Source organism: Phenylobacterium sp. (assembly GCF_022402485.1).
Classification (GTDB): Bacteria; Pseudomonadota; Alphaproteobacteria; order Caulobacterales; family Caulobacteraceae; genus Phenylobacterium.
Genome location: NZ_JAKRSA010000025.1, coordinates 88740 through 109345, shown reverse-complemented (window position 1 = coordinate 109345; position 20606 = coordinate 88740). Strand labels below are relative to the sequence as shown.

Annotated in this window: 22 protein-coding genes and 2 pseudogenes; 14 read left to right on the top strand and 10 right to left on the bottom strand. The window is 67.3% G+C overall.

Annotation, left to right across the window (positions count from 1 at the left end; all coding sequences use genetic code 11):
* Positions 1 to 119: 119 nt before the first annotated feature.
* Entirely contained in the window at positions 120 to 353 is a 234-nt protein-coding gene (locus tag MH112_RS10480; RefSeq protein ID WP_296567461.1) for a helix-turn-helix transcriptional regulator, read from the bottom strand.
* 13 nt (positions 354 to 366) lie between these two features.
* A complete protein-coding gene (locus MH112_RS10475) occupies positions 367 to 897 on the bottom strand; it encodes a DUF2975 domain-containing protein (RefSeq protein WP_296567458.1) in 531 nt (176 codons plus the stop codon).
* Positions 898 to 1287: 390 nt separating this feature from the next.
* Between MH112_RS10475 and MH112_RS10470 the strand changes: the two genes are divergently transcribed.
* From MH112_RS10470 to MH112_RS10440, 7 genes are all read left to right on the top strand, one after another.
* Positions 1288 to 1890, top strand: a complete 603-nt coding sequence (locus MH112_RS10470; protein ID WP_296567456.1) for a non-canonical purine NTP pyrophosphatase — start codon at positions 1288 to 1290, stop codon at positions 1888 to 1890.
* Complete coding sequence (gene hemW / locus MH112_RS10465) at positions 1887 to 3056, top strand: radical SAM family heme chaperone HemW (protein WP_296567454.1); 1170 nt, start codon at positions 1887 to 1889, stop codon at positions 3054 to 3056. Before MH112_RS10470 ends, hemW begins: the two co-directional genes overlap by 4 nt.
* A 45-nt stretch (positions 3057 to 3101) precedes the next feature.
* The gene (rsmI, locus tag MH112_RS10460) at positions 3102 to 3986 is read left to right on the top strand and encodes a 16S rRNA (cytidine(1402)-2'-O)-methyltransferase (protein ID WP_296567452.1); all 885 of its coding nucleotides are present in this window, start codon (positions 3102 to 3104) and stop codon (positions 3984 to 3986) included.
* Positions 3973 to 4374, top strand: coding sequence for a YraN family protein (locus MH112_RS10455; protein ID WP_296567450.1), 402 nt, complete (start codon positions 3973 to 3975; stop codon positions 4372 to 4374). The genes rsmI and MH112_RS10455 overlap by 14 nt, the downstream gene beginning before the upstream one ends.
* 10 nt (positions 4375 to 4384) lie before the next feature.
* Positions 4385 to 5203, top strand: coding sequence for a transglutaminase family protein (locus MH112_RS10450; protein ID WP_296567573.1), 819 nt, complete (start codon positions 4385 to 4387; stop codon positions 5201 to 5203).
* Positions 5204 to 5281: 78 nt separating this feature from the next.
* Complete coding sequence (gshB, locus tag MH112_RS10445; protein WP_296567448.1) at positions 5282 to 6229, top strand: glutathione synthase; 948 nt, start codon at positions 5282 to 5284, stop codon at positions 6227 to 6229.
* A gap of 154 nt (positions 6230 to 6383) precedes the next feature.
* Positions 6384 to 7916, top strand: a complete 1533-nt coding sequence (locus tag MH112_RS10440) for a YifB family Mg chelatase-like AAA ATPase (RefSeq protein WP_296567446.1) — start codon at positions 6384 to 6386, stop codon at positions 7914 to 7916.
* Here the strand turns inward: MH112_RS10440 and MH112_RS10435 are convergent.
* From MH112_RS10435 to MH112_RS14970, 4 genes and pseudogenes are all read right to left on the bottom strand, one after another.
* Complete coding sequence (locus MH112_RS10435) at positions 7871 to 8317, bottom strand: hypothetical protein (protein ID WP_296567444.1); 447 nt, start codon at positions 8315 to 8317, stop codon at positions 7871 to 7873. The two genes, MH112_RS10440 and MH112_RS10435, sit on opposite strands and share 46 nt — an antisense overlap.
* A 103-nt stretch (positions 8318 to 8420) precedes the next feature.
* Positions 8421 to 8777, bottom strand: a complete 357-nt coding sequence (locus tag MH112_RS10430) for a hypothetical protein (RefSeq protein ID WP_296567441.1) — start codon at positions 8775 to 8777, stop codon at positions 8421 to 8423.
* 200 nt (positions 8778 to 8977) lie between these two features.
* Complete coding sequence (locus MH112_RS10425) at positions 8978 to 9310, bottom strand: hypothetical protein (RefSeq protein ID WP_296567438.1); 333 nt, start codon at positions 9308 to 9310, stop codon at positions 8978 to 8980.
* Positions 9311 to 9446: 136 nt separating this feature from the next.
* Positions 9447 to 9617, bottom strand: a pseudogene (locus MH112_RS14970) (helix-turn-helix transcriptional regulator); the annotation flags it as partial.
* A gap of 128 nt (positions 9618 to 9745) precedes the next feature.
* Here MH112_RS14970 and MH112_RS10420 point away from each other — a divergent pair.
* Genes MH112_RS10420 through MH112_RS10410 form a run of 3 tightly spaced genes read left to right on the top strand, consistent with a single transcriptional unit; the run spans position 9746 to position 13525 of the window.
* Positions 9746 to 10156: a helix-turn-helix domain-containing protein gene (locus MH112_RS10420; protein ID WP_296567435.1), complete on the top strand. Its 411-nt coding sequence runs from the start codon at positions 9746 to 9748 to the stop codon at positions 10154 to 10156.
* Between the two features lie 35 nt (positions 10157 to 10191).
* Entirely contained in the window at positions 10192 to 11748 is a 1557-nt protein-coding gene (locus MH112_RS10415) for a response regulator (RefSeq protein ID WP_296567432.1), read from the top strand.
* Positions 11749 to 11782: 34 nt separating this feature from the next.
* Positions 11783 to 13525: an MFS transporter gene (locus MH112_RS10410; RefSeq protein ID WP_296567427.1), complete on the top strand. Its 1743-nt coding sequence runs from the start codon at positions 11783 to 11785 to the stop codon at positions 13523 to 13525.
* 101 nt (positions 13526 to 13626) lie between these two features.
* On the opposite strand, the pseudogene MH112_RS10405 reads toward MH112_RS10410, so the two are convergent.
* The 3 genes and pseudogenes from MH112_RS10405 to rlmN all read right to left on the bottom strand — a co-directional run.
* Positions 13627 to 14451: pseudogene (locus MH112_RS10405) on the bottom strand (serine protease); the annotation flags it as partial.
* Between the two features lie 7 nt (positions 14452 to 14458).
* Complete coding sequence (locus MH112_RS10400; protein ID WP_296567424.1) at positions 14459 to 14887, bottom strand: DUF350 domain-containing protein; 429 nt, start codon at positions 14885 to 14887, stop codon at positions 14459 to 14461.
* Positions 14888 to 14956: 69 nt separating this feature from the next.
* On the bottom strand, positions 14957 to 16144 hold the full coding sequence (gene rlmN / locus MH112_RS10395) for a 23S rRNA (adenine(2503)-C(2))-methyltransferase RlmN (protein WP_296567421.1): 1188 nt from the start codon (positions 16142 to 16144) through the stop codon (positions 14957 to 14959).
* A 193-nt stretch (positions 16145 to 16337) separates the two neighbouring features.
* Here rlmN and MH112_RS10390 point away from each other — a divergent pair, with 193 nt between their 5' ends.
* From MH112_RS10390 to MH112_RS10380, 3 genes are all read left to right on the top strand, one after another.
* Positions 16338 to 17339 carry an NADPH:quinone oxidoreductase family protein gene (locus MH112_RS10390; RefSeq protein ID WP_296567420.1) on the top strand — a complete coding sequence of 334 codons (1002 nt, stop codon included), beginning with the start codon at positions 16338 to 16340 and terminating at the stop codon, positions 17337 to 17339.
* A gap of 121 nt (positions 17340 to 17460) precedes the next feature.
* Complete coding sequence (locus tag MH112_RS10385) at positions 17461 to 18327, top strand: SDR family oxidoreductase (RefSeq protein WP_296567417.1); 867 nt, start codon at positions 17461 to 17463, stop codon at positions 18325 to 18327.
* 69 nt (positions 18328 to 18396) lie between these two features.
* A complete protein-coding gene (locus MH112_RS10380; RefSeq protein ID WP_296567570.1) occupies positions 18397 to 19260 on the top strand; it encodes a DMT family transporter in 864 nt (287 codons plus the stop codon).
* Here the strand turns inward: MH112_RS10380 and MH112_RS10375 are convergent.
* Positions 19257 to 19691, bottom strand: a complete 435-nt coding sequence (locus MH112_RS10375) for a YkvA family protein (RefSeq protein WP_296567414.1) — start codon at positions 19689 to 19691, stop codon at positions 19257 to 19259. The two genes, MH112_RS10380 and MH112_RS10375, sit on opposite strands and share 4 nt — an antisense overlap.
* A 55-nt stretch (positions 19692 to 19746) precedes the next feature.
* Here MH112_RS10375 and MH112_RS10370 point away from each other — a divergent pair, with 55 nt between their 5' ends.
* Positions 19747 to 20529 (top strand): SDR family NAD(P)-dependent oxidoreductase, encoded by a 783-nt coding sequence (locus MH112_RS10370; protein WP_296567410.1) that lies wholly within the window; start codon positions 19747 to 19749, stop codon positions 20527 to 20529.
* Positions 20530 to 20606: the final 77 nt, after the last annotated feature.

The following is a 20606-nucleotide window of genomic DNA, read 5'->3' as shown; positions in this document are numbered from 1 at the left end:
GCATTGCACATAGGCGGGGGGTCTTTGCCCTGCAACGGGGGCGACCAAGAAACTGAGGGGTGCGCCGCAAGATCACGGAGTTGTGTTGTGGCGATGCAACATAAATCCGTTCCGGCGACTTAATCGTCTTCGAAATCCTCATCCCCGGGTCCGGGCTCAAAGTGCAGCAGGTCGCCGGGCTGACAGTCGAGCTCGCGGCACAGGGCCGCCAGGGTAGAGAACCGAACGGCCCGGGCCTTGCCGGTCTTGAGGATCGACAGGTTGGCGATGGTCACGCCCACCCGGTCCGCCAGTTCGGTGAGGGACATACGTCGTTCCAGCAGGACACGGTCAAGAAGCACGCGGATGGGCACGGAAAGCGGCTCCTCAGATGGTCAGTTCGGCTTCGCGGCGCAGGCGGGCACCCTCACGGAACACCTCGGCCAGCACGAAGACCACCAGGACGGAAAACCATGCGGTGAGGCTCAGGCTGGGTTCGACGGCGTTCGCATCGGGCAGGATCGACCGCGACAACACCCAGAAGGCATAGCGGCCAAGCTCCAGTCCTGCGAGAATCAGGCCCACCACCCGCAGGCGGCGGACATTTTCGGGGTGGAAAGGGTCTCCGGCGGTCAAGGTGGCGAAGATCTTGCGCAGCTGCGCCACGATCACCAGAACACCACCCATATAGACCGTCGCCGCCAGGAGGCCGAGGGTCATCACAGGCCCCCGGTTCTTGACCTCTTCCCCTCCGGCGGTGACCACCAGGTCGGCCAGGAGGTCTGGATTGAACGAGAACAGCAAGGCCAGGAGCATCAGGGCACCCACGGCGCCCACCCCGATCCAGAGGGCCACATAGACCACGTCGAGGATGATCTTCAGAAAGCTCGACACCGAGCCTGGCCCCAGAGCGCGCATGGTCTTCTAGCCCCGTCTATCTTCGCCCGAGATTAGAGGATGCCGACGCCGGCGACCACGGTGACGATCGGCAGGACGGCCAGACAGAGGGCAAACGCCAGGGCAAGACGTTCAAAGCCGTTGATCGGGGTGAAGTTGGACATGGGAAATCTCCTGAAATTGAAGGCGCCTGAGGGCAGGACACCGGTGTGGAGCGACGCGGCTCCATGTCGATAGTCGATACGGACATGCCGTTTTTCGATCAAGAAAATTATCGAAAAACGATATTAAATCGAGGCAATGAAGTGAACATCCTGTCATCGGCCTGACGCCGGCCAGACCTCCGCCTCGCCGGTTTGCCCCGGCCTCGCGCCGTCCCTATGTTCGGCCGCTCGCACGAAAGGATGGCCCATGGCCCTGAAGCTCGAACCTGGCGCCAGACTGGTGGTGGCGACGCACAATCCCGGCAAGGCCCGTGAGCTCGCCGCCATTCTTGAAAATCGGTTCGAGCTGGTGACGGCGGGGGAATTGGGGCTGCCGGAACCCGAGGAGACCGAAACCACCTTTGTCGGCAATGCGCTGCTGAAAGCCCGCGCTGCCGCCCGGGGCTCAGGTCTGATCGCTCTGGCCGACGATTCCGGTCTCAGCGTGAGCGCCCTGGGCGGCGCGCCCGGCGTGTTGTCGGCCCGCTGGGCGGGGCCGGGGAAGGACTTCGGTGTCGCCATGGACCGGGTGGAGGGGGAACTGAGAGCCGTTGGCGGCGAGGACGCCAGCGCCTTTTTCACCTGCGCCCTGGCCGTGGCCTGGCCCGATGAGGGGCCCGCCCTGGTGGTGGAGGGCCGACTGGATGGCCGGCTGGTGTTCCCTCGGCGGGGCGACCGTGGTTTTGGCTATGACCCCATCTTTGTGCCTGAGGGGGGGCGGGAGACCTTTGGCGAGATGGACCCTGTGGCCAAGGACGCCATGAGCCATCGGGCCTTGGCTTTCGCCAAGCTCAAGGCCGCCCTGTTTTGACCCAAGCCGCGCCGGCCTCGGCTGGGCCGCCCCTGGGGATCTATATCCACTGGCCCTATTGCGCGCGGATCTGCCCCTATTGCGACTTCAACGTCTATCGTGATCGGGGGCGCCGGCAGGAGCAGGCTGCCCTTGTCCAGGCCATCGTGGATGATCTCCACGCCCAGGCGGCCCTGACCGGGCCCCGGACCCTGGTCTCTGTGTTCTTTGGCGGCGGCACGCCTTCGCTGATGGATCCGGCGGCCGTGGCGCAGGTGCTGGCGGCGGCCCAAAGTCTCTGGACCCCGGCCCAGGATCTGGAGGTCAGCCTGGAGGCCAATCCCACCGACGCCGAGGCTGAACGGTTCTCAGCCCTGGCCCAGGCGGGGATCGGGCGACTGTCCCTGGGGGTGCAGGCCCTGGATGACGCGGCCCTGGCCTTTCTGGGCCGTGATCATGATGCCGCGGCCGCCCGAAGGGCCCTGGCCATGGCGGCCCGCACCTTTCCGCGACTTTCCCTCGACCTGATCTATGCCCGGCCTGGCCAAACGCCAGGCGCCTGGGCGGCGGAGCTGGCCGAAGCCCTGGAGTCCGGTGCCGAGCACATGTCTCCCTATCAGCTGACCATAGAGGCCGGTACTGCCTTTGACCGCGCCGTGCGGCGGGGGCGGTTCTCGCCCCCTGATGAAGCGGTGGGCGCGGCCCTCTATGAGACGACCCAGGCGGTTCTGGAGGCGGCGGGTTTCGAGGCCTATGAGGTGTCCAACCACGCCCGGGGTCTAGCCGCCCGATCCCGGCACAATCTCGTTTACTGGCAGGGCGTGGATTATGTGGGGGTCGGCCCTGGGGCCCATGGGCGGATCACCCTTGGTGGCGTCCGTCAGGCGACCGAAGCCCTCGCGCGGCCGGCGGACTATATCGCCCGAGTGGCCGAATCGGGGTGGGGTTTCCCTGAGCTTGAGGCCCTATCCCCGATCTCAGCAGCCGAGGAACGTGTGCTCAGCGGCTTGCGGGTCTGGCCCGGGGTCACTTTCGCAGAAGTGGCGCCGCTGGGGCTGTCTCCGGAACATCCCCGGGTGCAAGCCCTTGTAGACGCTGGCTTGCTCCAAAAAGACAATTTCAGGTTGCGATCCACCCCCGCGGGCCGGCTGCTGCTTGACCATGTGACCCGCCAGCTGTTGGTCTGATGGTCAGGCTTGCTTTGCAGGCTGTGACCGGCGAACCCTTGCCTCATGGCCCATTCTGTCGCCCCGCCGCCCCTGTCCGCCGCCCCCCTTGCGCCGGGGCTCTATATCGTCGCAACGCCGATCGGAAATTTACGCGACATCACGCTTCGCGCTCTGGATGTATTGGCCGGCGCGGACCTGATCCTGGCTGAGGACACCCGGGTGACCGGAAAGCTGCTGGCCGCCTTCAAGATTTCCGGGAAGATGGAGCGGCATGACGAGCACGCCGCAGAGCGGGCCAGGCCCAAGGCCCTGGCGGTTCTGGAGCAGGGCGGACGGGTGGCGCTGGTCTCCGATGCCGGAACGCCGCTGATCTCTGACCCTGGGTATAGGATGGTGCGCGAGGCCGCCGCCGCCGGCTTCCCGGTCTATCCGATCCCCGGGGCCTCGGCCCTGTTGGCTGGATTGTCAGTGGCCGGCCTGCCCTCGGACCGGATCCTGTTCGCCGGCTTCCCGCCTCCCAAGCGCGCGGCGCGGCGGACGTTCCTGCAGGAGGTCGCGGGCCTGCGCGCCACCCTGGTCTTCTTCGAGGGCGCTTCACGTCTGGGGGAAAGCCTTGCGGACATGGCAGACGTGTTTGGGTCCCGTCAGGCGGTGGTCTGCCGCGAGCTCACCAAGCTCTATGAGACGGTGGTGCGCGGCCCCCTGGATGTGCTGGCGGCTGATCCGACCCTTCAGGCCCCCAAGGGTGAGATCGTCATCCTGGTGGGCCCAGGCCGCGAAATGGAGGCGACGGCGGCCGACGCTGACCTTGCCCTGCGCGACGCCCTGGCCCGGCTGAAACCCGCCGAGGCTGCAGGGGAAGTGGCCCGGGCGCTGGGCCTGCCCCGGCGGGAGCTCTATCGCCGAGCCCTGGAACTCAAGGCGGAACAGGCCGATGCGGAAGCCTGACCCTGGCCATGGTCGGCGTGGGCAGAGACGACTGCGGGGCACTGCGGCCCGCCATAGCGGTCGTCGGGCCGAGGCCTGGGCCGCCCTCTGGCTCATGCTCAAGGGCTACAGAATTCTGGGCTTTCGACTGCGCACCCGGCAGGGCGAGATCGACCTGTTGGCTCAGAAGGGCGGTGTTCTGGCCGTGGTTGAGGTCAAGCGCCGCAAGGCCCTGGAGGACGCCCTGGCCGCAGTTCTGCCAGAGCAGCGCGACCGTCTGCGCCGCGCTGGAGCTGCGGTGGCCGCCACAAGGCCACGCCTGAAGGCCTTGGCAGTCCGGCTGGATCTGATCGCTCTGGCACCTGGTCGTCTGCCGCAACATCGCCCGGACGCCTGGCATGGGACGTGAGGCCCCGGCCATGACCCGCGAGGCAGCGGAAGAGATGATTGCGGGAGCCGGCGCCTTGGGCCCGGGCGCCACCTTCCCCTTGATTGAGGCGGCCATTGCCTGTGCCATTCACGAGGATCCTGGCCGCGATCCGCAACCGGTGCGAGACCTCGCAGCGGCCGGACTTGAGCGGTTGACCGCCCGCCTGCGGCGGGAAAGTCCGGAAGAAGCCCTGGCCGAGACGATGGCCGGAGATCTGCGGCTATCTGGCGACCTGCTCTCCTATGATCACCCTGACAATGCCGACATCATCGCCCTGGCCCAGCGGCGAAAGGGCCTCCCGGTCACCTTGGGTATTCTCTACCTGCATGTGGCCAGAAGCGGCGGTCTGGATGTCCGAGGGGTGGATTTTCCAGGCCACTTCCTGCTGCGGATCGAAACCCCCGGGGGGCCTCTGGCCCTTGACCCTTTCAGCGAGGGGCGGGTGGTGCTGCCCTCAGAACTCACCCGGCGGGCCTTGCATGCCGGGCTGACCCCCAATGTGGCCGACCGGCTGGATCTTCTCATGGCGCCGGCCACCGAACGGGCCGTGCTGATCCGGCTGCAGAACAACATCTTTGCCCGGGCCGCCGCCGCCGGCGACTATCCCCGTGCTGAGCGCGCGGCCCTGCGTCGGGCCCTGCTGGACCCCCATGACCACCGGCCCTGGCTGGATATCGCCACCGCCCGGGAGGGCCAGGGCGCTCTGGCCGGCGCCCTGGAGGCTCTGGCTCGGGCCAGTGAGTTGGACCACGGCGCGGACCTAGGTGCCCGGGTACAGCGCGAGCGCGTCCGGCTGAGGCTCAACTGAGCACCCAGGGCCGCGGAGCTCTGGCGCTCGCCGCCGCCGCCGCCTATGTCGGAACGGCAATTGAACCGGGAGCACGCCATGACCCTGAAGGTCGCTGTCCAGATGGACCCCCTTGAATCGATCAACATCGCGGGGGACACGACCTTCCTGATGATGCTCAGCGCCCAGGCCCGGGGGCACAGTCTGTGGGTCTATACCCCCGACCGGCTGTCCCTCGAGAGCGGCCGGGCCATGGCCCGGGGGCGCGCGGTCAAGGTGCAGGACGTCAAGGGCGACCATGCCAGCTTCGGGGATTGGGAGCGGGTTGATCTGGCCGAGATGGACGTGGTGCTGCTGCGCCAGGATCCCCCCTTCGACATGGCCTATATCACCGCCACCCACATTCTCGACGCTGTCCACCCCAAGACCCTGGTGGTGAACAACCCGACGGAGGTCCGCAATGCGCCGGAGAAGCTGTTCGTCACGGGCTTCCCTGGGGTTCAGCCGCCGACTCTGATCACTTCGGACATCGAGGCCATCTACGACTTTCGGGCCGAACACGGGGACATGGTGCTGAAGCCGCTCTATGGCGGCGGCGGCTCTGGGGTTGCCCGCCTGCTGGCCGATGACCCCAATCTTGACGCCCTCCTGGAGCTGCACGCCCTGATCGGCCGCGAGCAGTTGATCGCCCAGAAGTTCATCCCGGCCGTGACCAAGGGGGATAAGCGAATCCTGCTGGTGGACGGCGAGCCCGTCGGTGCCATCAACCGCGTCCCGGGGGCCGGCCAGATCCGCTCAAACCTGCGGGTGGGAGGGCGGGCTGAGGCGGTCGCACTGACGGCCCGGGACCATGAGCTCTGCGAGATCATCGCGCCTGAATTGAAGGCTCGCGGCCTGTTGTTTGTCGGCATCGACGTGATTGGCGACTATCTCACCGAGATCAATGTCACCTCGCCCACTGGGGCCCGCCAACTTCTGCAGTTCACCGGGATCAACGCCGCCGATCTTATGTGGGACAAGGTGGAATCGATCCGCGCTGGGGCATAGGATGGCCCTTCCCCCAGGTCGTGCATCTGGCATCTGGCCCAACTTCCCGTTGCGTTCTATCTTTGTTCGTGATCTGAACTCATAACGGGTTTGGCTCTGTGGATAGAATCGCCCCTGTCGGCGGCGAGCGGGGTCTGGGGCGGGAGGCGCGTCCATGGTGGGTGTGGTGACGGTGGCCTTCGACGGGGTCGAGGCGCGCCGGGTGGATGTTGAAGTCCAGCTGACCGGTGGGGCGGTGGCTTTCGTGGTGGTGGGGCTCGGCGACAAGGCCGTGGCCGAGAGCCGCGAACGGGTGCGGGCGGCGTTTGCGGGCCTAGGCCTGGCACTGCCGGCCCGGCGCATCATCGTCAATCTCGCCCCGGCCGACCTTCCCAAGGAAGGCAGCCATTATGACCTGCCCATTGCGCTTGCGGTGATGTCGGCCATGGGGATCGTTCCCCCCGACGCCCTGAGCGGATGGGCGGCGGTGGGGGAGTTATCCCTGGACGGCCGGATCGTTCAGGTGGCTGGGGCCCTGCCGGCTGCTGTGGCTGCGGGCGGCATGGAGCTTGGCCTGATCTGCCCTGAGGCCTGCGGCGCAGAAGCCGCCTGGTCTGGGGAGACCCGTATTCTGGCGGCCCCCTCGCTCATCGCCCTGGTGAACCACTTTCGCGGGACTCAGATCCTTTCGCCGCCGCAGCCGGGCCCTGTGGTCGAGGGCGAGCGTGCACCGGACCTGCGGGACGTGAAGGGACAGGAGAATGCCAAGCGCGCCCTGGAGATCGCCGCCGCGGGAGGCCACAATCTGCTGTTCATGGGACCGCCGGGGTCGGGCAAGTCGATGATGGCCGCAAGGCTGCCGGGTCTGCTGCCGCCCCTGTCCGCCGCCGAGCTTCTTGAAACTTCCATGATCCACTCGGTGGCAGGGCTGATCGCCAAAGGCGAACTCACCCGCCAGCGGCCGTTCCGCACCCCGCACCATTCCGCCAGCATGGCCGCCCTGACCGGCGGCGGTCTGAAGGCCAAGCCGGGCGAGATCTCCCTGGCCCACAACGGCGTGCTGTTTCTTGATGAACTGCCGGAGTTTTCCGCCCAGGCCCTGGACAGCCTGCGCCAGCCCCTGGAGACCGGCGAAGTGGTGGTGGCCCGGGCCAATGCCCATGTGCGCTATCCGGCAAGGTTCCAGCTGGTGGCGGCCATGAATCCCTGCCGCTGCGGACTTGGCGGGCCTGGCCGCGGGGCCTGCGGCCGGGCGCCCCGGTGCCAGAGCGACTATCAGCGGAAGATCTCCGGCCCGATGATGGACCGCATGGATCTCGTGGTGGAGGTGCCGCCGGTCACCGCTGCCGACATGGCCCTGCCCCCGCCGGCTCAGGGCACGGCCGAGGCCTCAGCCCGGGTGGCGCAGGCCCGGGCGATCCAGCTGGACCGGGCCTTCACGGCCGGCGAGAGCGCTGCACCCCTCAATGCCCAGGCCTCCGGCGAGCGGCTGGAGACCATGGCCCAGCTTGAGCCCTCGGCCCAGGCCCTGCTGTCCAAGGCGGCTGAGGCGGCGGGTCTGACAGCTCGGGGCTGGACGCGGACCCTGCGCCTGGCCCGCACCATCGCTGATCTTGAGGGGGCCGATCGGGTGCGCCGGGTCCATCTGGCCGAGGCCCTGATCTATCGCCGGGTCTCGGCGGACGGGTCGAGCGTCCTGGCCGGCTGACGGCGGTGAATCCAGGCACCCACCGCAAGGCTCGCCAGGATCAGGTAGCTCCAGATCACCAGACCCCAGCGGTAGGGCAAGGCCGGAACCCCTTCGTCCACCCACATGGCCACATGGGTCATGATGCCGAGCAGCTGGAAGGCGGCGGCAAACAGCAGCCACAGGCGGTTCGTGGTCATGGCCAGAAACAGCAGATAGGCCAGGAACAGGGCGTCGACCCCAAGGACCCCCCATTGCAGCCCAATCACGTCCCGGTCATAGGCCAGGGGGGTAAGGAACCAGGCCGCCACATTGGCCACAGCCACGCGCTGCTCAGGGACGCCCCCCCGCCAGAGGGCGGCACCCGAGACCAGGACCATGGCGACGAACCAGATCTGCTGCGGAAGTACGGCAAAGTACAAGGCCAGGGATCTTTCACGGGTTTGCGCCCGCCAAAGTGGCAGAGGCCGACGCCCTGGCATAGGCGCCGGCCTCCCGCTTATGGGGATAGATCGGCCTTTCGATTCAGGCGGCGTTGGCATCCTTCACCGCACGCAGGGCAGGGCCGCGGACCGGCTCGGCCGGCTTAGGCGCCCCATCCCCGTAGAGGACAGCCCCCAGGCCGATCTGTTTCTGGGCCAGGCTGAGTTCCTTATGCGCTTCGATCACGGCCCTGCGGGCCTCTGCCAGGGCGACGATGGAGCGGCTCGTCCATTCCATGGCCTCCTGGCCAATCAAGGCCGAGAGACCGGCCTGGGCTCTCAGGCCTGGCATAACGCCCGCCAGGGCGGCGGTCTTGGCCAGGGCGGCGTCAATGGCGGTCTCAGCCTCGAACAGGCTGGCGGCCACTTGGTCGGCATAGAGTCGGCGTTGCTTGAGCATGGGGGGTCTCCTTCCCGCCGGCGCATCGGCCGGGGGATTGCGAAGGGGGATAGGGAAGTGGTCGGGTTGTCGGACTTGGCGTCGGACCAGCTGACGTCAGACCAGGGCGGTGAGCGCCTGAAGCCCCGCCAGGACGCCCCCGAAAGCCAGGGCCGATCCGATGGCGATGGCGAGGATCAGGCTGACCCGCGCGCCAGGGCCTAGGTCGTGGCTGCTGCCGTATCGCCACGGTGGAAGTTCTCGTCCAGCAGCACCCAAGTGAGGCAGAGGATCTCTCGCATCACCATTTCCGGGGGCTTGAAAGGTGCGAGCTTGCGGGTCGCCGACACCAGATGGGTGACCATCTCGGCCTGCACCGGGGAGGCCGCCAGATCGGTCAGCTGGCGCTCCAGTTGATCCCAGGCGAAGGACGGCATCAACGCCACCGGCGAAGAGGGCGTCGGCCACTTTTCCTCGAAGATCTCGATCTCGCGTCTCAGGTGCAGAGCGCGGTTCACCGACGCTCTCCGGCCCTCGCCGTTCCAGTGCTTCATGGGTCTCGCCTCCTGATGAGGCCCCACCCGACCATGGCCTCGGCCCGGCGTCTGTCCTGACTGCGTCCTGTCCTGATCTGATCAGGACAGCCGCCCCGCCGGACTCACGCTCGTGATCGGCCAGCAGCCGAGCGGCGTGGTAGCGGTCGCTGACCCCCAGCTTACGTCGGGCGCGGTCGCAATAGGTGTCGACGGAGGTCTTGGACATCCCCAGCTCGCGGGCGATCTGCTTGGAGCTGAAATGACGGTCCACCAAGCGCAGGCACTCCCGTTCCCGCGCGGTCAGAAGTTCAACCTGATCGGCCATGATCCTTCCTCCCAAATGGAGAGCGCCACTACACGCTATGCGGGGCCCTGCGTCCATATCCCAGAGTGATCCGTATGAAGCTCATAGCAAGGGTCGCTCAAAGGTTGAGCGGCGATATGGAGCCGAAGATGAACTTGACGGAGCCGGATGCAAAAGCGGAGGTCGACGGCGTCGACCGGGCGATCGGCGCCCGGGTCCGCGCCCGGCGCCGGTCCTTGAACATGAGCCAGTCCGACCTGGCCGACCGGCTGGGGGTCTCCTTTCAGCAGGTCCAGAAGTACGAGCGCGGTGCCAACAGGATCTCCGGCTCGACCTTGGTGGCGGCCAGCCGCGCCCTCCAGACCACGGTCAGCTGGCTGGTGGGCCAGGACGCCCATGAGAGCGCGCCTCCGGATGAGGCCTTCACCGCCCTGATGACCCCAGGGGCCCTGGAGATCCTGGAGGCCTATCGGGTGATAGCGCGCCCTCGGGCCCGGCAGGCGCTGCTGGCGCTGGCCCGGGAAATGGGTCGTCAGGACGATGCGGAAGCTGGGCTTTGACGGCCCGTTAAAGTCCCGCAGGCTAGGTTTCCTGCATGGGAATTTCAGCCGATGACATTGCAGGGCCGGACGGCCCGGAAGAACGGATCAGCACCGGACAGCTTGCGGCCCTGAGCCACGAGTTCCGAACTCCGCTCAGCGGCGTGCTAGGTATGGCGAGACTCCTGGAGAGCACCAGGCTCAGCGCCGAACAGCGGGCCTATGTCAGCGCCATGCGCGACTCTGGCGAGCACCTGTTGGGTCTGGTCAATGAACTCCTGGACTATGCCCGCCTTGGCGCTGGCAAGGTTGAACTGCGGCTGGCCCCAGTCCCGGTGGAGGATCTGCTGCGGGCGGTGTGCGAACTTCTCAGCCCCCGGGCCCATGAAAAGGGCCTGGAGATCGCCTGGGCTTGCCCCGACGCCGCCGTGGTCCTGATGGCTGACGAAAGCCGTCTCCGGCAGATTCTGCTCAATTTCGCGGGCAATGCGGTAAAATTCACGGCCAAGGGCGGCGTGCTTCTGGGCGCATGTCCTGCGGGGCCCGGCCGGTGGCGCTTTACCGTCGCCGACACCGGCCCTGGTGTCAGTAAGTCGGCCCAGGAGTTGATCTTCGAGGCCTTCGCCCAATCTGATCCCAGCCACCAGGCTACGGGATCTGGCCTGGGCCTAGCCATCGCCAGGCGCCTGGCCCTGGCCATGGGCGGCGACGTGGGTGTCGAGGCGGCCCGCGAGGGAGGTGCCGTCTTCTGGTTCGAGGCGCCCTTTGAAACGGCGGCGGCCGTGACCAATGTCCCTTCCGGTTCGTTGAAGGGCCTGCGGGTCGGGATTGCCTCGCCCAATCCTGTGGTCCGGGAGGCGGCCCGCCTGCAGATCCAGGCCTGTGGTGGGGAGGCGGTGGTCGCCGCCCAGGTCGAGGCCCTCCTGCCCTTGACCGGGCCTCAGGATGTGCTGCTGCTCGACCATGCACTCAGCCAGGGGGGCCGCAAGGTCCGCCGGCCCTTTGACCGGCCGGCCCTGATCCTGCTGGCACCCGAGGAGCGAGACCGGATCGCCCGCTATCGGGCCTCGGGATTCTGCGGTTACCTGATCAAGCCTCTCCGGAGAGCCTCCTTGGCGGAGCGGGTGCTGGCGGCCCTGCAGAGTGCTACTGACCAGACCCAGGCGCCCGACGATGACCGGGTCGCGCCGGCTGCGGCACCGGGCGCCAGGGTGCTCTTGGTAGAGGATAATCCGGTCAACGCCCTGCTGGCCCGGACCCTGCTGACCCGGGAGGGTTGCACGGTCGATCATGCCCTGACCGGCCAGGAGGTCCTGGCCGCCCTGCAGGTCGGGTCCTACGATCTGGTGCTGATGGATATGCGCTTGCCCGATATCACCGGCGAAGAGACCACCAAGCGGCTGCGTATCGCCGGCGTGGAGACCCCGGTGGTGGCCCTGACGGCAAATGCCTTCCAGGAAGATCGAGAAGCCTGCATGGCGGCGGGGATGAACGACTTCCTGGTCAAGCCGCTGGCCGTCGAAGCCTTGCGAGGTGCCCTTTCCCGATGGGCGCGACGCCCCGTGGACCAGCCGGTCTGGACGGGAGCCTCTGAGCGGGCCAAGTTCGGCTGAGTCTGGCGGGGCGTCCCGCCTCGGGGGAGACGCCATGAACACCCAAGACACCGGCCAGGCGCCCGGGGCGAAACCCAGCCTGTGGTCTGCTTTGACCGTCTATGGGGAGCGCCGGGCCCTGATCATGCTTGCCCTGGGCTTCGCCTCGGGCCTGCCCAACCTGCTGATCTTTGACACCCTGTCGGCCTGGCTGCGGGAATCGGGTCTGTCCTTGCAGGTGATCAGCGTCTTCTCCCTGGCGACCCTGGCCTATTCCATGAAACTGCTCTGGGCACCCCTGGTGGACCGGACGAAGATTCCCTGGCTCACCAACCGTCTGGGTCATCGAAGGTCGTGGATGCTGGTGGCTCAGGCCGCCGTGATGATCGGCCTGTGGCTGGTGGCCGGGGGCGACCCAGTGCGCAACCTCGGCATGATGGCCCTGTTGGCGGTGCTGGTGGCGTTTGCCGGCGCGACCCAGGACATCGTCATTGACGCCTGGCGGATCGAAGCGGCCGGCGAGACCCGCCAAGGTGCCCTGGCGGCGGCCTATCAGTGGGGCTACCGCATCGCCATCATCGTCGCCGGTGCCGTCCCCTTGATCCTGGCTCAGCAGTACAGCTGGAACGTCTCCTACATGGTCATGGCGGCCCTGATGCTGATCGGGGTGGCTGGGGTGTTGGGTGCCCCCCGGGAGGCTCAGCATGTGGTGCGGCCGATCAATCTGGAGGGGGTGCCCTCCCGCCCGGGCTATGAGCTTCCAGAATGGGTGGCCCGTCTGGCCCTGGTGGGGGCTGGTGCCATGGTGCTGGGCTCAGGGCTGGCCGGCTCGGCCGATATCCTGGCTCAGGGTCTGAACGCCCTTGGCCAGTCGGCGGCGGCTGAGGGGTTGTCGGCGGCCTGGACCAGCCGTCCCTGGGGGGTTTTCCTGCAGGTCGGCGCGGTCCTGGCGGGGGGCGGACTGATTGTCCTGGCGGCCTTTCCCATCCCGGGCTTCCGCACCCGGCCTGGGGTCTATCTCTCGGCGGCGCTGTTTGATCCGTTTATCGACTTCTTCGATCGTTACCGGGGGACCGCAGCCCTGATCCTGGCCCTGATCTGCCTTTATCGGCTGGCAGACTTCGTCCTCAACATCATGACCCCGTTCTACCTCGATCTGGGCTTTACCCTGGTGGAGATCGCCGAGGTCCGGAAGGTCTTTGGGGTGGCCATGTCCATGCTGGGGGTCTTTCTCGGCGGTCTGGCGGTGGCCCGCTTTGGTCTCATTGGGGCTCTACTGATCGGCGCTTTCGCTGGTCCGTTGAGCAATCTGGTGTTCGCCTGGCTCGCCCTGGAGGGAGCCTCCTTGCCGGCCCTGTTCGTGGCCATCGGGGTGGACAATGTGGCGGGCGGCTTCGCGGGCACCTGTCTGATCGCCTATATGTCCAGCCTCACTGGCTACGGGTTCACCGCAACCCAGTATGCGGTGTTCTCATCTTTCTATTCCCTGCCCGGGAAGCTGCTGGCCTCCCAGTCCGGACGCATTGTGGAGAGTACAGCCGCAGCCGCGGAGACCGGCGGTGTCCTGGGGGCCCTTAAGGGGCTCTTCGCCGGCCTGCCCCCCGAAGCCTATGCGGGCGCTGTGGAAAAGTCCGGGGTCAGCCCCGCCGCCCTGGGCACGGGCTATCTCTTGTTCTTCTTCTACTCGGCCCTGATCGGGGTGGTCGGCATTGTCCTGGCCTTCATGGTCGCCGCCCGGCAGCGTCCGACTCAGGCGACTCAGTCCTCTGAGGCCCCGCCAGCCTCGCCGGCTCCCTGAGCCGCCGTGCCCGAGGCGGCCCCCTTGGGCGCGGCTTCCGGGGTCGGCATGGGGGCGGGGGTTGCAGGCCCCGGGCGGCCGGGGGCTCCGGCCTGTCCCGGTGCAATGCAGATCACCTGTGCGACCCTGAGGTCTCGCCGCAGATTGTCGGCGACGCGGCCATAGTTTTCCGGCGTCACCGGCTCGCCGACAGCGAAGCTGGCGGCGTTGCGGCCTGAGGCGTTCAGGGCGGTCAGCACGGTCTCCGGAGATGTGGTGTAAATCCGGCCCCGGCGGGGGGCCTCGGCGACAGTCACCCCGATGACCCGCCCGCCGCTGTCCAGGGCCGGGGCCCCTGAGAGCCCGGCCAGGGTGCCGGTCAGGCCATCGGTGCGCCCGGTTTCAGCCCAGACCAGCACCGATTCCGTCCGCTCCCCACGGCCGCGCACCACCAGGTTTTCACGCCCGAGCAGTCGAGAGGTGGCCTCCCCAGCCCGTCCCTGCGGATAGCCTGGATGATAGGCCCGGTCCCCGCGGCGCAGGGTACGGTCCAGGCCAAGCGGCAGGGCCGGTGCGCCGCCTTCGGTGATCAGGATAGCGGCCTCTCCCCGGGGGTCGATGAAGACTTCGGCGTCCACGCCCCGGCCATCAGCGACCATGATGGCGGCGTGGCTGCACCCTTCCACCACATGGCGGGCGGTCATCCAGACCCCGTCGTCAGAGACGGCGAAGGCGGTCCCGGCGCCCGGCTCGGCGGTCTGCGGCACCTCCACCACCACGGCGGGGTCGAAGGGGGAGGCTGGTCCAAGCGGCAGGCCCTCTTCCCCCGGCACCGGCGGCGGCGGCGGCGGTGCAGCCGCGTTTTCCTGGCGGCCGATCGCGGAGATCAGCAGGGCCAGGACCACGGCGGCGTAGACCAGCCAGTCCGGAAGTCGGGGAAAGTGCATCAGGCGATCAGGGCGCCACGGCGGCGGCGAGGATCAGGGCGGTGGCCAGCTTGGCCCCCACCAGCAGGGCCGCAGCGGCGACCTCGCCCTCCTGGATGCGCTGGGGCAGGCCCCGCAGCAGAAGGTCCACGAGCCGGAAGACGAGGAGTTGCACCATCACGGTCGACACCCCCCAGATGACAATCTCCACCAGGGAGGTCGAGGAGTTCAGGGACAGGGCCAGGGGCGCGGCCAGGCCGACCAGGACCCCGCCCAGCGAGATCGCAGCCGCAGCATTGCCGTCGCGGATCAGGGCGACTTCCTTGTGCGGGGTCAGCAGCACATAGAGGGCGGCCCCCAGAAAGAGGATCAGGACGGCTACGCCGGCGTGCAGCAGGGTGGTGGGAAAGCCGATGGCGAAGGCCTGGATTTCCGGGGACTGGAGGTCGGGGGGCATGGGGGGCTCACCTCGGCGGCGTCAGGAGGGTGATGGTTAGCACGAGGTCCGCGGGCTTCGGCAAGCAGTTCAGGCCGCAGGTGCGTCCTTCTCCTGCTGGGCGAGCGCCTCCTGGTCCAGCCGCCGACGGGTGCTGGCCCGCATTTTTTCGCTCTCCGACTTGAGCTGACCGCAGGCGGCCAGGATGTCCCGACCCCGGGGGGTGCGGATCGGAGAGGCGTAACCGGCCCGGTTCAGGATGGCGGCGAAGGCCTCGATGGTCTTCCAGTCCGAGCATTCATAGGGAGAGCCCGGCCAGGGATTGAACGGGATCAGATTGATCTTGGCCGGGATGCCCTTGATCAGGTTGAGCAGCGCCTTGGCCTCGGCCGGGCTGTCATTCACCCCCTTGAGCATGACGTACTCAAACGTCACCCGCCGGGCGTTGGACAGGCCCGGATAGGCCCGGATGCCGGCCATCAGCTGTGCCAGCGGATACTTGCGGTTCAGGGGCACCAGCTCGTCGCGGAGCTCATCATGGGTGGCGTGCAGGGAGATCGCCAGCATGGCCTGGGTCTGGCTTCCCAGGGGGCCGAGTTCAGGAACAACACCGGACGTGGACACGGTGATCCGCCGCCGGGAAATGGCGATGCCCTCATTGTCGGCGATGATGTCGATGGCCGCCGCCACATGGGGGAGATTATAGAGCGGCTCACCCATGCCCATGAACACGATGTTGGAGAGCCGGCGGTCCTCCTTGGGGCTTGGCCATTCCTCAAGGTCGTCTCGGGCCACCTGCACCTGGGCGACGATCTCAGCCGCGGTGAGGTTGCGCACCAGGGCCTGGGTGCCCGTATGGCAGAAGGTGCAGTTCAGCGTGCAGCCCACCTGGCTGGAGACGCACAGGGCCCCCGAGCGCCCGACGTCGGGGATATAGACGGTCTCCACCTCGATGCCCGGAGCCATGCGGATCAGCCACTTGCGGGTACCGTCCCGGGAGACCTGTCGCTCGACAACTTCGGGCCGGGCCAGGGTGAAGGCGCTCTCCAGAGCCGCTCTCGTCTCCTTGGCCACATCGGTCATGGCGGCAAAGTCGGTGAGCCCATAGTGATGGATCCAGCGCCACAGTTGGGTGGCCCGCATCTTGGCCTTGTCAGGCCGCACGACACCGGCCTCCACCAGAGCCGCAGCCAACTGCGGCCGGGTCAGCCCCGAGAGATTGGGCAAGGTCGGCACGGCGGGCCGGGCCGCGCGCGATAGGTCGAGGGTGACGCCCAAGGCTCTGAACTCACGGACTGAAGGATCGGCCTATATAGGCCAGGGCGGGCCGGCTTCCAAATCGCGCCCGCAGGCTTTGTCTGGGGGGACAGGGACAGGCGCTGTCAAACAAATGTTTGCCTTCGATCTTCCGCCGTCGCAGGGGCTGGGTTAGCGTCCGCGCCAAACGCGAAACTGGACCAGGGAGAACGACATGAAGGCTGTGCTGAGCAAGGTGACGGGCGGGCCAGAGACCCTGGTGCTGGAGGATGTTCCCGCTCCGACCGCCGGCCCGGGCCAGGCGCTGATCGCGGTCAAGGCCGTGGGCGTCAACTTCCCCGACGTGCTGATGATCGAGGACAAGTATCAGTCCCGTCCGCCGCGGCCCTTTTCCCCGGGTGGGGAACTGTCGGGCGTCATCAAGGCCGTCGGCGAAGGCGTCACCAATGTGAAGGTCGGCGACCGCGTCCTGGCCAATACCGGCTGGGGCGGGATGGCGCAGGAAGTCGCCCTGCCGGCCAACCGCCTCTGGCACATCCCCGACAGCATGCCCCATGACGAGGCCGCAGCTTTCATCCTGACCTATGGCACTTCCTTCCACGCCCTGAAGGATCGGGGTCGGGTCAAGGCCGGCGATAGCCTGCTGGTGCTCGGTGCGGCCGGCGGCGTCGGCCTTGCTGCAGTGGAGCTGGGCAAGGCCATGGGCATGCGGGTCGTCGCCGCCTGTTCGAGCCAGGAGAAGGTTGATCTGGCCATCAAACATGGGGCCGACGAGGGCGTGATCTATGGACGCGGGCCTTTTGACCGGGACGGCCAGAAACAGCTGTCGGAGCTGTTCAAGTCCAAGGCCGGGCCGAACGGCTTTGACGTGATCTACGACGCCGTCGGCGGCGACTATGCCGAGCCGGCCCTGCGCACCATCGCCTGGGAGGGCCGCTACCTGGTGATCGGCTTTGCGGCTGGCGAAATCCCCAAGATCCCCCTGAACCTTACCCTGCTGAAGGGCTGCGAGATTGTCGGCGTGTTCTGGGGCACCTGGGCGGCCCGGGAGCCAGAGGCCTTTGCCCAGAGCGTCAAGGACCTGCTTGACCTCTATGCGGCCGGCAAGATCAAGCCCCATGTCTCCGAACGCTTCCCCCTGGAGAAGGGCGCCGACGCCATCGCCCATCTCGCCAGCCGCAAGGCGATGGGCAAGGTGGTTGTCACCATCGACTGACCCCGATCTCGGCGGCGGGGGGCGGAAGCATCTTCCCCTCCCGCCCGCACCGATCTAGTGATCGACGATCACATAGATGAGGCGTCGCCGACTGTGCGTGCGCCCAAACGGGAGATGCGTCATGGCTGGTCGTCTTGAGGGCAAGGTTGCGGTGATCACTGGCGGATGCTCCGGCATCGGCCTGGGCACGGTGGAGCTTTTCATCGCCGAGGGCGCCCAGGTGGTGGCTGCCGACATTCAGGACGAGAAAGGTGCCATGCTGGAGGCCCGCTTCGGCGAGGCGGTTCGCTATGCCCATTGCGATGTGACCTCCGAGGCCGACATCGTCGCCGCCCTGAAGCTGGCCGAGACCGCGTTTGGTGGCCTGGACATTCTGTTCAACAACGCGGGTATCTCAGACCGGATGGGGGCCATCACCGAGGTCACTACCGAAGGCTGGGACTGGATCTTCTCGGTTCTGGTGCGCGGTCCGGCGCTCGGCATGAAGCATGCTGCGCCGATGATGATCGCCCGGGGCGGGGGCTCAATCATCAATACCGCCTCGATCGCCGGCCTGCAGGCGGGCTTTGGCCCCATCGCCTATTCCACCGCCAAGGCCGGCGTCATCCATATGAGCCGGGTGGCCGCCGCCCAGCTGTCGCGCCAGAAGGTGCGGGTCAACGCCATCTGCCCGGGCCTGATCGCCACCTCGATTTTCGGTGCCTCCCTTGGCCTGCCCCGGGAGGTGGCTGATCAGATGGCCGCCCGGGTCGAGCAGGGGGCTGCCAGCGTTCAACCGGTGCCCAAAGCGGGCCTTCCCGCCGACATCGCCCAAGCCGCCCTCTATCTGGCCTCAGACGCCTCGGCCTTCGTGTCTGGAATTCATATGGTGGTGGACGGCGGCATCACCGTCGGCGGACGCCATAGCTGGGATACGACGTCACCTTCGCCCTTTGCGCAGATGTTCGGCGAGGACAGTCCTTTCGCTCCGCCAGCGACGGCGTCTTAAGGGCAACCGGTGAGCCTGACCCCGGAGCCCCGCCCCATCCTGGCACCCAATGTCCATGGCGCGCTCTGGATGGTGGCCTCGGCTCTGGGCTTCACCGTCATGACGACGCTGATCAAGTTCCTTGGCGACGACTATCCGGCGGCCCTGCAGACCTTCTACCGGCAGGTGGCGGGGTTCGTGATCCTGATCCCCTTCATCCTGCACCGGCGCCGGGCGGCCTTTGCCACCTCTCGGCCGGGCATCCTTTTGTTCCGCTCGGCGGCGGGCACGCTGGGGATGATCCTGTCATTCTACGCCTTCCAGGAAATGCCCCTGGCCGACGCCAACGCCCTGTCCTTTACCCGGACCCTGTGGCTGGTGCCCCTGGCCTATTTCATTGTGCGCGAGCCGGTGGGGCCCCTGCGGATCGGTGCGGCCCTGGTGGGGTTTGCCGGGGTACTGATCATGGTCCGGCCTGGGGCTGGGGGGGAGTTCGCCATCGGCTGGCCAGCTGCAGCCATGCTGGCCTCGTCCTTTCTCTTCGCCCTCACCATCACGGGCATGAAGGTGATGACCCGGGACCACACCCCCATGGTGCTGCTGGTCTGGTCGGCGACCCTTGGCCTGGTCTTCGCCCTGCCAGGCGCGCTGTTCGTCTGGCGCTGGCCAGAGCCCTTCGACCTGTTCCTGTTGTGCGTCATGGGGGTGGTCGGCACCCTGACCCAGGGCTTCTATATCAAGGGCATGTCCATCGGCGACGCCGGCGCCATGGCCCCGATCGACTATATCCGCCTGGTGTTCGCCGCTGCCGCAGGCTTTGCCCTCTTCAACGAACTGCCCACGGTCTGGACCCTGGTCGGGGCTGGCGTGGTGGTCGCCTCAACCCTGTTCATCACCTGGCGCGAGCAGCACATGTCCCGCCAGGCCAGGGTCAAGGTGGCGGCAGACCTCTAGGCCGCCTCGCCATCCTTGGCCTGCCGGTCGAGAAAGGCCTGGGCCTGCGCCTTGTGGCGGGGTTTCACATAGCGTCCCACCAGGGCCAGCATGGCGGCGAACACCGCAGCATCGTCTGTGAAACCGACCACAGCCAGGATGTCCGGGATCGCGTCGGCGGGCATGACGAAATAGGCCAGCCCGGCCAGCATCATGCCCTTGGCCGCGCTGGGGGTGGCCGGGTCCCGGGCGCAGAACCACACGGCGATGGCGTCTGAGGCAAAGGGGATTTTCGACGCGGTCCGGACGATCTTGGGCCAGAAGTCCCGTCGAACCCGCTCCTCATTGACCTTGACCACGGCTGGAACAAGGGCCCGCTTGGGGTCCAGGGCCTCGGTGGGATCAAATCCGTCGGTCTTGACGTGGGGTGATGCTTTGGTCCGGCCGGTCATCGGGTTAAGCCAGTTTCAGGTTGCATCATTAAACGCATCAGGAGGCGTAGCGTCCATGAAACTTGATTCCTCTGTCGCCGCCGTCGTCACCGGCGGCGCATCTGGCCTCGGCGAAGCCACGGTCCGCGCCCTCGCCGCTCACGGGGTGAAGGTCGCCATCTTCGACATGAACGCCGAAAAGGGCGAAGCCGTGGCCAAGGATGTCGGCGGCGTGTTCTGCAAGGTCGATGTCACCGACGACGCCACTGTCGTGGCGGGCTTCGAAGCGGCCCGCGCTGCCCATGGCCAGGAGCGCATCCTGATCAATTGCGCCGGTACGGGCTTCGCCGCCAAGACCGCCAGCCGCGACAAGGCCACTGGCGAGACCAAGTCCCACCCCATCGCCATCTTCGAGAAGATCATCCAGATCAACCTGGTCGGCACCTTCCGCTGCGTGGCCAAGGCCGCCCAGGGCATGCTGTCCCTGGAGCCTCTGGAAGACGGCGAGCGTGGCGTGATCGTCAACACGGCGTCTGTGGCCGCGGTCGATGGTCAGGTGGGCCAGGCAGCCTATTCGGCCTCCAAGGGCGGCGTGGTGGGCATGACCCTGCCCATCGCCCGGGACCTGATGAACGACGGCATCCGGGTGAACACCATCCTGCCGGGCATTTTCAACACCCCGCTGATGAACGCCGCCCCGGAAAATGTGAAGGCCGCCCTGGCCGCCTCGGTGCCCTTCCCCAAGCGTCTCGGCAACGCCGAAGAGTATGCCTCTCTGGCGGTGGAAATGTGCCGCAACGGCTATTTCAACGGCGAGCACGTCCGCCTCGACGGCGCGATCCGCATGCCGCCGCGCTAATCAGCGCTGGACCAGCCCATCCCCGTCCCGCCCCATCCAGACCAGGAGGGGTGAGGTCGGGGACCAGGGCTGGTCCT